The sequence below is a fragment of the Streptomyces sp. NPDC018947 genome, from assembly GCF_044390505.1.
Taxonomy (GTDB): Bacteria; Actinomycetota; Actinomycetes; order Streptomycetales; family Streptomycetaceae; genus Streptomyces.
Genome location: NZ_JBIRZD010000020.1, coordinates 91125 through 105222, shown reverse-complemented (window position 1 = coordinate 105222; position 14098 = coordinate 91125). Strand labels below are relative to the sequence as shown.

Sequence of the window (14098 nt, the reverse complement as noted above, 5' to 3'; positions counted from 1 at the left end):
GTCGCCCCTGCCGGGGGACCGCCGAAGAAGCCGTCCGCGGATCCCTTTTCCGTGGACGGCTTCCCTGTGCGCGGTGCGGTTCGAAGGAGCGCGCCTACCGCTGCTCCGGCCGGTCGCCCCGCTCGCGGCCGAGACCGAGCTGGTCCTCGGCCCGCTGCTGCGCGGCGTCGACCTGCTTCTCGTACGTGCCGCCGGTCCTCTCGTTGACCTGGCGCTCGGCCGCGTCGGACATCTTGCGTGACCTGTCCTTGTCCTTGCCGGCCATGCTCTTCATCTTGTCGAGGATGCCCATGCGAGCTCCTTCCGAGACGTGACTCACTTTCGACCGTACGCCAGTTGTGCCCCGTATGCCCAACAAAGGTCCGGTGTGGTCTGAACCTCTGGCTCGCTACCGTGGTGGTGGCGTTACGGCAAGGGGAGGGGCGCGCATGAGGCGGCACGGCAGGATCGGCACCCGATGGGCCGCGGGCGCGGCCCTCGCCCTCGCGCTGGTCACCGGGTGCGAGGGGCTGGAGGGGGAGGGCGCCCCTGCGACGGGCGGCGGCGCCGAGGCACCGGCCTCCACGGGGGCCGTCAGTCCCCTGCGCAACCCCGACGGCACCCGGCCCGGCCTCGCCCCGGTCACGGGCGACACGGACCGGGCGAGCGCCCGCGAGCTCATCGAGTCGCTGAAGACCAAGGGGCGCGGCCCCAGGACCGGCTACGACCGCGACGAGTTCGGCTACGCCTGGATGGACACCGCCGACGGTGTGCCGCTGGCGAGGAACGGCTGCGACACGCGAAACGACCTGCTGCGGCGCGACGGCCGGGACGTGCGCTTCCGCTCCGGCTCGAACTGCGTGGTCGTCGCCATGACCCTGCACGACCCGTACACGGGCACGACCATCGAGTGGCGCAAGCAGAAGGCTAGCGAGGTCCAGATCGACCACGTCGTGCCGCTGTCCTACAGCTGGCAGCTGGGATCCTCGCGGTGGCCGGAGAGCAAGCGCAGGCAGCTCGCGAACGACCCGCTCAACCTCCTGCCGGTCGAGGGCCGGGCCAACTCGGCCAAGAGCGACGCCGGTCCGGCGACCTGGCTGCCGCCGAGCAAGGGCATCCGGTGCGCGTACGCCGTCCGGTTCGCCCAGGTCGCCGTCAAGTACGAGCTGGCGGTGACCGCGCCGGACCGGCAGGCGATGCTCCGTCAGTGCGGCGGCTGAGCGGGGCCGTACCAGCCGCCCGCCCGGGAGAAAAGCGGTTTGCCGGGTGCGCCGCCCTGCCTACGGTGAGCCCATGGAGCTGACGATTTCGAGCCTCGCCGAGCGCCCCGGGATGGCGGAGCGCGTCCTCGGCATGGCCGACAGCTGGCCGGCCTTCACGGTCAACGACCTCGTGGGCAACGCCCACTATCCGCGGATCGCCGCCGAGCTGCCCGAGTACGTGCAGTTCGCCGAGGACGAGCACGGCGAGGTCGTCGCCCACGCGCACAGCGTGCCCTTCGCCCTCGACGCCGAGGGGCGCGGACGGCTGCCCGCCCGAGGCTGGGACGAGGTCCTCACCTGGGCCTTCTCCGACCTGCGGCACGGCGTGGCGCCCGACACCGTCAGCGCGATATCGGTCGTCGTCGCCCCGCACGCCCAGGGCCGCGGGCTGTCCGCCCGGATGCTCGTGGCCATGCGCGACAACGCCCGCGCCCGGGGGTTCCGTGAGGTCGTCGCGCCGGTGCGTCCCAGCGCCAAGCACCTCGAACCGCACACCCCCGTCGAGGAGTACGCGCGCCGCGTCCGCCCCGACGGCCTGCCGCACGACCCCTGGCTGCGCGTGCACGCCAGGGCCGGCGCCACCCTCGACTCGGTGGCGCCGGCCTCGATGACCGTCGCCGCGTCACTGGAGGAGTGGCGCGGCTGGACCGGGCTGCCCTTCGACACCGCCGGGGACGTCGAGGTGCCCGGCGCCCTGGTCCCGGTGCGCTGCGAACCGGAACGCGACTGCGCGGTGTACGTCGAGCCCAACGTCTGGATGCGGCACCGGCTGTGACCACGCCCCCGGCCGGTGCCGTACGGCCGCTCAGCCGGTCAGCGCGTCCAGGTCGAGGACCTTCCCGGTGGGTGCCTTGGCGCCCACCGGCTCGTCGTACGCGCTGAAGGTGAGGGCGCCGGGGTCCTTCTCGGACGCGCTCTCGAAGCGCAGCAGGTACGGCTCGCCCTCGGTGGCCACGTACAGCGTGTTGCGGTCCGTGCCGTCCTTCTCGTGCAGGACGATCGCGGGCGTGCCGTCGACGGTGGTGGTCCTGCCGCGGGTCACGTCCGTGCTGCCGGAGCCCTCCGCGTCGTCCAGCATCGTGTCCAGATCGCAGAAGCCCGTCATGTCCTCGGCGTCCTGGCCGGTGGCGGACGTCTTGGTCCACCGTCCGGCCAGCAGCGCCACGGCCGCGTCGGTGTCGGCCTTCGGCTCGCCCTCGCTCTGTGCCCGAAGGAACCGCTCGTCGTACTTCATGTAGAGCGTGTCACCGGTCTTGATCAGCTCGGCCTCGCCCTGCCCGTCCAGGCTCATCGTGCCGGCGCACTCGCCCTGCCGGTCCAGGGCCATGTCGATCCGGATGGTGCCGCCGCTCTCGTCGTCGGGGACGTCGCCCGTCATGCGCAGCGAACGCGCCCCGGTGGTGGCCTCCAGGGCCCGGTCGGCGATCTCGTCGCCGGACAGGCCGGCGAACGGCTCGGCGGAAGCCTTCGCGGTCGCCGAAGCGGTCGCGGCGGCCGCCCCGCCGCCACCGCCGTCGCCGTCCTTGCCGGACTGGCAGCCGGTGAGGCTCGCGGTGGTCGCTGCCATGAGGCAGAGGGCGACGAGCGTGGTGCGCCGCATGAGGACTCCTTGGTGACACTGGTGGTGATGAACGGACCGGCCGGTACGCCGGGTGCGACGGTCCGGTGGTGCGGTGGTGCGGTGGTGCGGTGGTGCGGGGCCCGGGGGCCCGGGGTGCGGTGGACCGGCGGGGCGGACGCGTCGGGTCAGCCGGTCTTCTGCCAGTCCTCGCAGCCGACCGTCTTGAAGTAGGCGTCCGAGGCGCTGATCTTCACGACCCCCGTGCCGGACACGTTGTCGTTGGCGAGGATCGACTCGAGCGAGTGGTCGGCGTTCTTGCTCCGCTCCCAGTAGCACGAGTCGTCGGTGTTGCCCGTGGACTTGTAGGTGCCGGGGGCGATGTCGGTGCCGACCGCGAACATGCCGCCGTCGCCGGCCATCTCGGAGGCGGGGTCGCCCTTCGCCTTCGGGTCGACGGCCTCCCAGTCGTTGCAGCCGTTCGACTTGAAGAACTTGTCGGTGGCCTTGACGGTGACGTAACCGGTGCCGCTCACATTGTCGTTGGCGAGCAGCGAGTCCAGTTCGCCCGAGGCGTCCTTGGCACGCTCCCAGTAGCACATGCCGTCCGAGTTGCCGGTGGTGCGGTAGGTGCCGGGCTTGACGTCCGAGCCGACCTCGAAGTCGCCGTCCCCCTCGAAGGCGGCCTTCTTCTCCGCGGCCTTCGCCCCGTCCGAGCCCCCCGCCGAACCGCCGTCCTTCGAGCCGCCGGACTGCTGCGCGGATGCCGAAGAGCCCTTGCCGTCGGAGCCGCCGTCGCCGTCGCCGGAGTTCGCCGAGACGGCGGCGATGACGACGATCCCCACGACGGCGCCCAGCGCGACCTTGCCCTTCATGCCCATGACTGTGTCCCCTCCCGTGCGGCGACCGCCCTGCCGGCGGTTGCTCGTTGGCGAGGTCAATAAGAACAGAGTCTGTGAACCGAGTCAACACGATTCACAGTGAACGGTCGATACACGCTGTGAATCTCCGTATCGCATCCCCGTCGGTATGATCGGCACCACACGGAAGCCAGGACGGGGGTCGGAAACGGTGCAGGACGACAGCACAGAGGTGACCGCCGCGGGGATCGCGCGGCTCGCCGGCGTCGGCAGGGCCGCCGTGAGCAACTGGCGCCGCCGGCACGGCGACTTCCCCAAACCCGTCGGCGGCACCGAGACCAGCCCCTCCTTCGCGCTCGCCGAGGTCGAGGCATGGCTGCGCGCCCAGGGCAAACTCGCCGAGGTCCCCCTGCGCGAACGCGTCTGGCAGCAGCTCGCCGGTCACCCCGACGGGCCCGTCACCGCCCTGGCGCACGCCGGCTGCGTCCTCCTGCTCATCCACGACCGGCCCACCGACTGGCTGGAGCTGTCCGCCGGTTCCGACGAGCGCCTCGCCGCCCTGCTGCCCGCCGCCCTCGACCAGGTCCTCACCCCCCGCTTCGGCGCCGACCCCGGCCGCACGGTCGCCACCCCGATCAGCCCCCGCCTGCTGCTCTCCGTCCCGCTGCTGCGCGGCGCCGCCGAACTCGCCGCGGGCCAGGGCGCGCGCCAGACCTACGAGTTCCTGCTCGGCAGGCACCTCGACGCCAACCCGCGCCAGTACACGCTCACCCCCACCCCCCTCGCCGACCTGATGGCCGAACTCGCCGGCCCCGCCCGGACCGTGCTCGACCCCGCCTGCGGCACCGGCGCCCTGCTGCGCGCCGTCGACTCCCGGCCCGGCACGCACCTGTACGGCCAGGACAGCGCCGCCGAACTCGCCGCGCTCACCGGGCTGCGGCTCGCCCTGAGCGCTCCGGCCGCCGTGCGCATCGCCGCCGGCGACACCCTGCGCGCGGAGGCCTTCCCCGAGCTGCGCGCCGACGCCGTCCTGTGCCACCCCCCCTTCAACGAGCGCAACTGGGGCCACGACGAACTCGCCTACGACGCCCGCTGGGAGTACGGCTTCCCCGCCCGCACCGAGTCCGAGCTGGCCTGGGTGCAGCACGCGCTCGCCCGGCTGAGGGACGGCGGCACGGCCGTCCTGCTCATGCCGCCCGCCGCCGCCTCCCGCCGCTCGGGCCGGCGCATCCGCGCCGACCTGCTGCGCCGGGGCGCGCTGCGGGCCGTCGTCACGCTGCCGGTGGGCGCGGCACCGCCGTACAACATCCCGGTCCACCTGTGGGTGCTGCGCCGGCCCGAGAAGGCGCCCGCGCAGCCGGAGGTGCTGCTCGCGGACGTGGGTCAGTTCGCCGGGGAGGGGCGCGGGGGACCGGACTGGCGGGCCGTGCGCGAGGCGGTCCTCGACGCCTGGCGGGACTTCGACGGCTCCGGCCACCTCGACGAACGCCCGGGTCTGGCCCGCTCCCTGCCGGTCATCGAACTCCTCGACGACGACGTCGACCTCGCCCCCGCCCGCCACCTGCCGCCGCCCACGGCCGCCGACGGCGCCGAACAGCTCGCGGACGTCCGCGCACGCCTCGGCGAGACCCTCCGCCTGGCCACCGGGCTCACCCCGCCCCCCGCCGACACCACGCGTCCCGCCCCCCGCTGGCCGCTGACCACCGTCGGCGAACTCGCCCGCGGCGGCGCCCTGCTGATGCGCACCGGCACGAACGGCGGCCACGCGCGCGTCCCCGTCCTCACCGACCTCGACGTCCTCGCCGGCACCGCCCCCTCCGGCACCCTCCCGGAGAGCGACGAGGAACCCGTGCTCACCGAACAGGGGGACGTCGTCCTGCCGGTCCTCGGCGGCGACTCCGTGGCCCGCGTGGTCGACGAGGCCGCCGCCGGCGCCGCCCTCGGCCGCAACCTGGTCCTCCTGCGCCCCGACCCGGCCGCGCTGGACGCCTGGTTCCTCGCCGGGTTCCTGCGCGGCACCGCCAACAACCGCCAGGCCAGCAGCTACGCGTCCACCGCCACCCGGCTCGACGTGCGCCGTCTCCAGCTCCCGCGGCTGCCGCTGGAGGCCCAGCGGCGCTACGGCGCCCGCTTCCGCGCCCTGGACGAGTTCGAACGGGCCGTCAGGCTCGCGGGCCGCCTCGGCGACCAGCTCGTGCGCGGCCTGTACGACGGGCTGACCGACGGCACGGTCGCGCCCGACTGACCTCGCGGGCAAGGGAAGTGACCAGCACGACAACGGTTCGGTACAACCCGGGACCGTTCGTCCGTGTCGGCCTATACGCTCGATGCCGACACGTCGGTCCACGTCCCAGGTACCAGGAGAAGCCATGCATGGCCACGGCTACCCGCAGCCGGTGAAGCCGCCGCCCCCCACGGGCTGGCTCGTCTTCCTGCGCGTGCTGTTCGTGGCCCTCTCGGTCCTGACCATCGGCATCCTCGCCTGGTCGATGCTGCTGCGCCTGGCGATCGTCACGCGCAGGGCCCTGGACTGGGGCCTGTTCGCCGCCGCGTTCACCGCGGACGCGATCGCGCTCGTCCTCGTCGGCAGCGAACCCGGCGACGAGATCCACACCCCGGCCGGCTGGACGGGCATGGGCCTGCTGTTCGGCACGCTGGTGGCCGCGATGGCGTACTACCTCTCCGCCGACGTCCGCCACTTCCACCAGCTGCGCTACGGCGCCGGTTACGCCCCGCAGCCGGTCCCGCCGGTCCCGGCGCCGGGTTACGGCTATCCGCAGCCCGTGGCGTCCCCGTACACGGCGACCACCGTCCCGCAGACGGCCCGTCAGCCGCTCGCGCCCCAGCAGCCGCTCGCGCCCCAGCAGCCGCTCGTGCCCCAGCAGCCGCTGGCGCCCCGGCAAGCGGCGATGCCCCAGGGGCCCGTGGGGCCCCAGCAGTCCCTCCACACCCCGCCGCCGATGCCCCCGGCACCCGCGCCCGCCGCGGCGCAGGCACCCGCGCCCGCCCCGCCTCCGCACACCCCCGCGCCCGCCCGCATCGACCAGGTCCGCGCCGAACTCGACGAGCTCAGCGACTACCTCCGCAGGCACGACGGCCACGAGGGCGGAAGGTGACCGTGGCGACAGGACGTGTGGTCGCCGGCCGCTACGAGCTGTCCACGCTCATCGGCCAGGGCGGCATGGGACAGGTCTGGACGGCGTACGACCAGCGGCTCGACCGGCGCGTCGCGGTGAAGCTGCTGCGCCCCGACAAGATGGCCGGGCAGGAGGCCGACGAACTGCGCCGCCGCTTCGTGCGCGAGTGCCGCGTGACCGCCCAGGTCGACCACCCCGGCCTGGTCACCGTGCACGACGCGGGCAGCGAGGGCGAGGAACTGTTCCTCGTCATGCAGTACGTCGACGGCGCCGACCTCTCCGACCACCTCGCCGAGCACGACCCGTACCCGTGGCAGTGGGCCGTCGCGGTCGCCGCCCAGCTCTGCGCCGTCCTCAGCGCCGTGCACGCCGTGCCGATCGTCCACCGCGACCTCAAGCCGCGCAACGTGATGGTCAAGCAGGACGGCACCGTCACCGTCCTCGACCTCGGCGTCGCCTCCGTCATGGACGCCGACACCACCCGCCTCACCCACACCGGCACCCCCATCGGCTCGCCCGCCTACATGGCCCCCGAGCAGGCCATGGGCGGTGCCGTCGGCCCGTACACCGACCTGTACGCGCTCGGCGTCCTGCTGCACGAACTCCTCAGCGGCGACGTCCCGTTCGCGGGATCCACGGCCCTCGGCGTGCTCCACCGGCACCTGTACGAGCCGCCGCTGCCGGTGCGCCGCATACGCCCCGAGGTCCCCGAGGCGCTGGAAGCGCTCGTGCTGCGCCTGCTCGCCAAGGACCCCCAGCACCGGCCCGCCTCCGCCCAGGAGGTGTACGAGGACCTGGCCCTGCTGCTGCCCGCGCCCGGCATGCCCACCGGCGGCCCCCTCGACCCCACCCGCCCCTTCGTCCGCCCGCACGCCCCCTGGCCCGACCGCGCCCGCACCCCCGCGCCCCGGCCGGCCCCCGCGCCGCCCGTCGCCGAGGCCGGGAAGCCGGACGTCGCCCGCGCCGTGGACGACGTCAAACGCCTCCTCGGCGAGGGCCGCATCACCCAGGCCGTCGACATCCTCGGCGCGATCCTGCCCGCCGCCGCCGAACAGCACGGCGAACGCTCCCCGGTCGTGCGCACCCTGCGCAAGCAGTACGCCGCCACCCTCATGGACGACGGGCAGTACCGCCGCGCCCTGCCCGAACTGCGCCGCCTCGCCGACGAACGCGCCGCCGAGGCCGGCCAGGCCGACCCCCAGTCCCTGCGTCACCGCTACGACGCCGCGCAGTGCCTGGAGCAGCTCGGCGAACCGGCCGCGGCCCTCGCCGAGTACCGCGCCCTGCTGCCGTACTACGAGAACCAGTACGTCGCGGGCGACCCCGACCTCGCCCACGACGTCCGCCGCCGCATCGGCCACCTGCTGCTCGCCCTCGGCGACCGCGCCGCCGCCCACGAGACGCTGGCCCGGCTGCTGCACGACGTGGAGCGCGCGCACGGCCCCGGGCACCCGCTCGCGGCCGACATCCGGCGCACGCTCCAGTGGCTCGGCCAGGTGCGCGGCTAGTTCTTGCCCACGGCCCGGACCGCACCGACCCTGCCGGGCAGCCTCTGGCACGCGCTGTGGGACGGCCGGAACACCGCCACGGGCGACTGGCCGTGGGGAGCGGGCCAGTACACCGGCCACAGCCGCGGCCACCCGTACAGGGTGAACAGCGAGGAGACCCGCGGCGGTCACGCGATCACCGTGGACCGCGACGCCCGGGACGGCCCGGCGGCGGCCACCGTCTGACCGCCGGGCCGTCCGCCCGGCGGCGCGGCGGTGCCCGAAGTCCCCGTGAATCGTTGGTCGAATGGGTTGGCCAGAGCCGGGCCACTGCCTACCATCGATCATCGCAAGACCTTGTGCACCGTCGCACAATCTCCTCGGGAGGTTTCCTTGCACCGCCGCCGTCGCACCGCGCTCCTCTTCACCGCCGCGATCGCCGCCGCGGCACCCCTGCTCACCGCCTGCGGCAACGATGCGCACCCCGGCGCGGCGGCCGTCGTGGGGGACCAGCGGATCACCGTCGCCCAGCTCGAGAACCGGGTCGACGAGGTGCGCGAGGCGCAGCGGGCCGCCGTCCCGGACGAGACCCAGTACCAGCAGGTCGTCGCCCGCACCGGCACCCTCGCCCGCGACACCCTGCACGGCATGGTCCTGGACCGGGTGCTGCACCGCGCCGCCCAGGACGCGGGCGTGACCGTCACCCGCAAGGAGGTCCAGCAGATGCGGGCCGGCCTCGAGGAGCAGGCCGGAGGCGCCGAGGAGCTGGAGAACGTCTGGCTCCAGCAGTACGGCATCGCCCCCGGGCGGCTCGACGAGAACCTCCGCCTCCAGATCGAGGCCCAGAAGCTCGCCGAGCACCTCGGCACCGACACCAGCCGCCCCGAGTTCTGGCAGGCCCTGTCCGAGTCCTCCCGGCGGCTCGACGTCGACCTCAACCCGCGCTACGGCACCTGGGACGTCCAGAAAAGCGGCCGCGTCGACGCGAAGACGCCGTGGGTGCGGGAGATCACCGCGGCCGGGACCCAGCAGACGGCGTAGCGCACCCGCGGGGTGCCGTCCCCGGGGACGGCCGGGCGTCCGGGGGTCCGGGCGTCCGGGCGTCCGCCGCCCGGGCCGGCCGGCGGGGTGCGTTACGTTCGGAGAGTGAACGCAACCAGCGCCGACCCCGCTCACGGCACCGCCCCCGACCCGGGCCGCATCGTCCTGCTCACCACCAGCCACCGCGTCGCCCCCGGCCTGCTGTCCTGGCCCGCCTGGCAGGCGCTGCGCACGGCCGACCGCGTGCTGTGCGCCGACGGTGCCCATCCCCAGCTTCCGTACCTGGGCGAGGCGGGCATACGCGTGGAGGAGGCGTCCCCGGCCGCCGAGGAACTGGTCGAGGCCTGCTCCGGGGGCCGCACGGTGGTGGTCGTCGCGACCGGCGAGGGCGAGCCGGCCCTCACCGACGGCCTGGCCCGCCTCGCCGGCTCGGGCCGCGTCGCCATGCCCGAGCTGGAGCTGCTGCCCGCCTCCTACGACCTGCCCGGCGCCCGCCTCCTGGACCTCGTCCAGGTGATGGACCGCATCCGCGCCGAGTGCCCCTGGTCCTCCCGCCGCACCCACGCGGGCCTGGCCAAGTACGCCATCGAGGAGGCGTACGAACTCGTCGAGGCCATCGAGGACGGCGACCGCGACGAACTGCGCGAGGAACTCGGGGACGTCCTCCTCCAGGTCGTCTTCCACGCCCGGATCGCCGAGGAGGACACCGAGGCGCCGTTCTCGATCGACGACGTGGCGGCCGGCATCGTCGCCAAGCTCGTCCACCGCCACCCGCACGTGTTCGGCGACGAGAGCGCGACCACGCCGGAGGAGGTGAGGGAGCACTGGCTGCGCACCAAGGCCGAGGAGAAGCGCCGCACCTCGGTCACCGAGGGCGTCCCCCTCGGCCAGCCCGGTCTCGCGCTCGCCGCCAAGCTGGCCTCCCGGGTGCGCACCGCCGGCCTTCAGGTGCCCATGCCCCGGGGTGAGGGGATCGGCTACGAACTGCTCGCCCTCGCGGCCCGAGCCGAGGCCGAGGGCACGGACCCGGAGGCGGCCCTGCGGGCGGCGGCCCGCGCGTACCGGGACGCGATCAGGGAGGTGGAGGGGTGACCGCGCGCCCCGCGCCCGAGCTGTTCACCTGGGAGTTCGCGAGCGACCCCTACCCGGCGTACGCCTGGCTGCGCGAGCACGCCCCCGTGCACCGCACCACGCTGCCCAGCGGGGTGGAGGCCTGGCTGGTCACCCGGTACGCGGACGCCCGGCAGGCCCTCGCCGACCAGCGGCTGTCCAAGAACCCGGCGCACCACGACGAGCCCGCCCACGCCAAGGGCAGGACCGGCATCCCGGGGGAGCGCAAGGCCGAGCTGATGACGCATCTGCTCAACATCGACCCGCCGGACCACACCAGGCTGCGTCGGCTGGTCAGCAAGGCGTTCACACCGCGCCGCGTCGCCGAGTTCGCGCCCCGGGTGCAGGAGCTGGCCGACGGCCTGATCGACCGGTTCGCCGCCACCGGCTCGGCCGACCTCATCCACGAGTTCGCGTTCCCGCTGCCCATCTACGCCATCTGCGACCTGCTCGGCGTCCCCCAAGAGGACCAGGACGACTTCCGCGACTGGGCGGGCATGATGATCCGTCACGGCGGCGGGCCCCGGGGCGGTGTCGCGCGGTCGGTGAAGAAGATGCGGGGCTACCTCGCCGAGCTGATCCACCGCAAGCGCGCCGCGCTGCCGCCCGAGCCCGGTCCCGGCGAGGACCTGATCTCCGGTCTCATCCGCGCCTCCGACCACGGGGAGCACCTCACCGAGAACGAGGCCGCGGCGATGGCCTTCATCCTGCTCTTCGCGGGGTTCGAGACCACGGTCAACCTCATCGGCAACGGCACCTACGCCCTGCTCACCCACCCCGGGCAGCGCACCAGGCTGCAGACGTCCCTGGCCGCGGGCGAGCGCGGGCTGCTGGAGACGGGCGTCGAGGAACTCCTGCGCTACGACGGCCCGGTGGAGCTGGCCACCTGGCGTTTCGCCACCGAGGCGCTCACCCTCGCCGGGCAGGACATCGCCCCCGGAGACCCCGTGCTCGTCGTCCTGGCCGCGGCCGACCGGGACCCGGAGCGCTTCGCGGACCCGGACACCCTGGACCTCTCGCGCCGGGACAACCAGCACCTGGGGTACGGCCACGGCATCCACTACTGCCTCGGCGCCCCGCTCGCCCGGCTGGAGGGGCAGACGGCGCTCGCCACGCTCCTCACCCGTCTGCCGGACCTGCAGCTGGCCGCGGATCCGGCCGAGCTGCGCTGGCGCGGCGGGCTCATCATGCGCGGGCTGCGCACCCTGCCGGTGTCGTTCACCCCGGCCCCGCCGGTGCCGGACGAGGCCCCCTCGGCGCCGGACAAGACCCCGTCGCCACCGCAAAGGTGACACGCGCTCACCTCTGTGATCTTCACGTGATCTGCGCGGCATGAACTTGTGACAAGCGATCATCTGCCTATACCTTCACGGATCAGCGTGGCGCCGAGCGTCATCCGCCACGCCGTCATCGCTGTCTCGGGAAAGGTCGCCGCATGCTCTCCGGGAACGGTCGTCACCGTCGCCCCCGCCAGGCCCCCGCTCTGGTCGTCGCCGCCGGAGTGACGGGCTCCGCCATCGCGATCCCTCTGCTGGGGGCCACGGGTGCGCACGCGGCCGACGGTGCGGGCTGGGACCGGGTCGCCGAGTGCGAGACGGGCGGTGCCTGGAGCCAGAACAGCGGCAACGGCTACTACGGCGGCCTCCAGCTCTCCCAGGACCTGTGGGAGCGCTACGGCGGTCTGGACCTCGCGTCCAGCGCCGACCAGGCCAGCCGTTCGCAGCAGATATCGGTCGCCGAGAAGGTGCTCGCGGACCAGGGCATCGTCGCCTGGCCCACCTGCGGCCTGCTCGCGGGCCTGGGCAACGGCTCCGGCACCGCGACGGGGGACAGCGGGGCCCCGGATGACGGCGCGTCGGCACAGGAGGGGACCACGGGCGCGGCCGAGCCGTCCGTCACGGCCGGTTCCGCCGGGTCCGACACCGAAGCGTCCCCCGCGCCCTCCGCCTCCCGGTCGCCGTCGCCCTCCGCCACGGAGACGCCTGACGCTTCGTCGGGCAAGAGTGAGGAAACTCCCGAATCGGGCACCTCCGCCACGCCGGACGCCCCGGCCGCGGACGCCACGCGGGGCTCCGGCGGCGCCGGCGCGACCGCCCCGGCGGGCGAGGAGTCGGACAAGTCGGGGCAGAACGGCTCCGTTTCGGGGAGCACCGGCACCGAGGAGACCGCGACCGGCCGGCACCGGGGCGGCAGCGCGGAGGAGAGTCCCGCGGACGGCCGCACCGCCGAGTCCTGGGGCCGGCACGCCTCGCGTGGCGACGACAGCGCACGCGGCCTCACGGACGCCTCGTACACGGTCCGTTCCGGGGACAGTCTCTGGGGCATCGCCGACTCCCTTGACGTCACCGGCGGATGGCGCGCGCTCTACGACGGCAACAAGGACGTCGTCGGAGCCGACCCGGACCACATCCTGCCCGGTCAGACGCTCACGGTCGGGGGCGAAACGGGCGAAAACCAGGGCTAGTTCGCGTCACGGTTCAGCCTGTATGTCCGTTTTGGATCACGTGAGAGATAGGTCTCAGAAGCCGTGATCGTCTTTGAAAAACGGCCGAACCCGTGTCTACGGTCATGACCGCTCGCCACCGCGGGCCCCGGCCGCCGCAACGCCGAATCCTGCCAGCGGCAGCCCGGGAACAGTCGTCGCGTCAAGCGCCGCAGGCAGGAGCGGGGGACCCAAGGTAAGTGCCGCACCGGGCAAGCGAATCGGAGCGGCTAGGGGTGAAGCCGAGTCCCGTGAGGGACCCGGCCGGGCAACTCAACCGGCCCGAACCCGACAGCTCACCTCGCAGGCGTCGGTGAGGGGATCAACCATGCTGTTTTCCAGCAAGGGCAAGCACCGTCGTCCGTCCAAGGCCGCTCGCGCCATCGCCGTCGCCGGCGTGGCCGGCGCCGCCGTCGCCGCCCCGCTGATGGCGGCCGGCAACGCCTCCGCCGCCACCGCGTCCGAGTGGGACGCCGTCGCCCAGTGCGAGTCCGGCGGCAACTGGTCGATCAACACCGGCAACGGCTACTACGGCGGTCTGCAGTTCTCCGCCTCCACCTGGGCCGCCTACGGCGGTACGCAGTACGCCGCCACCGCCGACCAGGCCACCAAGTCGCAGCAGATCGAGATCGCCGAGAAGGTCCTCGCGGGTCAGGGCAAGGGTGCCTGGCCGGTCTGCGGCACCGGCCTGTCGAGCGCCGCGTACACCGGCGGCTCCGCCGCGAGCACGGACAGCGGCTCCTCGCAGAGCCAGAGTGGCGGCTCCACCGCCGAGCGCTCCACCGAGCAGAAGGCGTCGCGCTCCTCCGAGCGTCCGGCCGCCGAGCAGAAGGTGGAGAAGAAGGCCGAGAAGAAGACCGTCACCACCCCGACCGGCAAGAAGGTCGAGAAGGGCGACGGCGAGTACAAGGTCGTCAAGGGCGACACGCTCAGCTCGATCGCCGCCGAGCACCACGTCAAGGGCGGCTGGGCGAAGCTGTTCGACCTGAACGACGACATCGTCGACGACGCCGACCTGATCTACCCGGGCCAGCAGCTCCACCTCAAGTAAGCGGCGGCCCGCCCCTGCTCCCGCCCCGGTGCGTGTTCCCCCGTACGCACCGGGGCGGGTTTTTTCGCGCCCGGCGCCGCGGGCGCGTACCCCCGGTTTCCCCGAACCGTCTTTGTTCCGTTCGGAAACAA

14 protein-coding genes and 1 riboswitch are annotated in these 14098 nt (G+C 73.8%); of the genes, 11 read left to right on the top strand and 3 right to left on the bottom strand.

The window, feature by feature from the left end; translation table 11 throughout:
- Window positions 1-94: 94 nt before the first annotated feature.
- Complete coding sequence (locus ACH499_RS30905) at window positions 95-292, bottom strand: antitoxin (RefSeq protein ID WP_399019995.1); 198 nt, start codon at window positions 290-292, stop codon at window positions 95-97.
- 136 nt (window positions 293-428) lie between these two features.
- Between ACH499_RS30905 and ACH499_RS30900 the strand changes: the two genes are divergently transcribed.
- Complete coding sequence (locus tag ACH499_RS30900) at window positions 429-1199, top strand: HNH endonuclease family protein (protein WP_399019993.1); 771 nt, start codon at window positions 429-431, stop codon at window positions 1197-1199.
- 73 nt (window positions 1200-1272) lie between these two features.
- Window positions 1273-2016 carry an N-acetyltransferase gene (locus tag ACH499_RS30895; RefSeq protein ID WP_399019991.1) on the top strand — a complete coding sequence of 248 codons (744 nt, stop codon included), beginning with the start codon at window positions 1273-1275 and terminating at the stop codon, window positions 2014-2016.
- A gap of 30 nt (window positions 2017-2046) precedes the next feature.
- On the opposite strand, the gene ACH499_RS30890 is transcribed toward ACH499_RS30895, so the two are convergent.
- Together ACH499_RS30890 and ACH499_RS30885 are read right to left on the bottom strand one after the other, a co-directional pair.
- Window positions 2047-2841, bottom strand: a complete 795-nt coding sequence (locus ACH499_RS30890; protein ID WP_399019989.1) for a hypothetical protein — start codon at window positions 2839-2841, stop codon at window positions 2047-2049.
- A gap of 146 nt (window positions 2842-2987) precedes the next feature.
- Window positions 2988-3680, bottom strand: a complete 693-nt coding sequence (locus tag ACH499_RS30885; protein WP_399019987.1) for a hypothetical protein — start codon at window positions 3678-3680, stop codon at window positions 2988-2990.
- 190 nt (window positions 3681-3870) lie between these two features.
- Here ACH499_RS30885 and ACH499_RS30880 point away from each other — a divergent pair, with 190 nt between their 5' ends.
- The 9 genes from ACH499_RS30880 to ACH499_RS30840 all read left to right on the top strand — a co-directional run bounded on the left by ACH499_RS30880 (window position 3871) and on the right by ACH499_RS30840 (window position 13967).
- Window positions 3871-5904, top strand: coding sequence for an N-6 DNA methylase (locus tag ACH499_RS30880; protein WP_399019985.1), 2034 nt, complete (start codon window positions 3871-3873; stop codon window positions 5902-5904).
- Window positions 5905-6028: 124 nt separating this feature from the next.
- Window positions 6029-6775, top strand: a complete 747-nt coding sequence (locus tag ACH499_RS30875) for a hypothetical protein (protein WP_399019983.1) — start codon at window positions 6029-6031, stop codon at window positions 6773-6775.
- A gap of 17 nt (window positions 6776-6792) precedes the next feature.
- On the top strand, window positions 6793-8304 hold the full coding sequence (pkaE, locus tag ACH499_RS30870) for a serine/threonine protein kinase PkaE (protein WP_399020035.1): 1512 nt from the start codon (window positions 6793-6795) through the stop codon (window positions 8302-8304).
- 3 nt (window positions 8305-8307) lie between these two features.
- Entirely contained in the window at window positions 8308-8529 is a 222-nt protein-coding gene (locus tag ACH499_RS30865; RefSeq protein ID WP_399019981.1) for a hypothetical protein, read from the top strand.
- A 147-nt stretch (window positions 8530-8676) separates the two neighbouring features.
- Window positions 8677-9324, top strand: a complete 648-nt coding sequence (locus tag ACH499_RS30860) for a SurA N-terminal domain-containing protein (protein ID WP_356198562.1) — start codon at window positions 8677-8679, stop codon at window positions 9322-9324.
- Window positions 9325-9429: 105 nt separating this feature from the next.
- Complete coding sequence (locus tag ACH499_RS30855) at window positions 9430-10416, top strand: nucleoside triphosphate pyrophosphohydrolase (RefSeq protein WP_399019978.1); 987 nt, start codon at window positions 9430-9432, stop codon at window positions 10414-10416.
- Window positions 10413-11726, top strand: a complete 1314-nt coding sequence (locus ACH499_RS30850; RefSeq protein WP_399019976.1) for a cytochrome P450 — start codon at window positions 10413-10415, stop codon at window positions 11724-11726. The genes ACH499_RS30855 and ACH499_RS30850 overlap by 4 nt, the downstream gene beginning before the upstream one ends.
- Window positions 11727-11869: 143 nt before the next feature.
- The gene (locus tag ACH499_RS30845) at window positions 11870-12898 is read left to right on the top strand and encodes a transglycosylase family protein (protein ID WP_399019974.1); all 1029 of its coding nucleotides are present in this window, start codon (window positions 11870-11872) and stop codon (window positions 12896-12898) included.
- Between the two features lie 176 nt (window positions 12899-13074).
- Window positions 13075-13241: riboswitch (cyclic di-AMP (ydaO/yuaA leader) on the top strand.
- Window positions 13242-13244: 3 nt separating this feature from the next.
- Window positions 13245-13967 carry a transglycosylase family protein gene (locus ACH499_RS30840; protein ID WP_356198557.1) on the top strand — a complete coding sequence of 241 codons (723 nt, stop codon included), beginning with the start codon at window positions 13245-13247 and terminating at the stop codon, window positions 13965-13967.
- Window positions 13968-14098 lie beyond the last annotated feature (131 nt).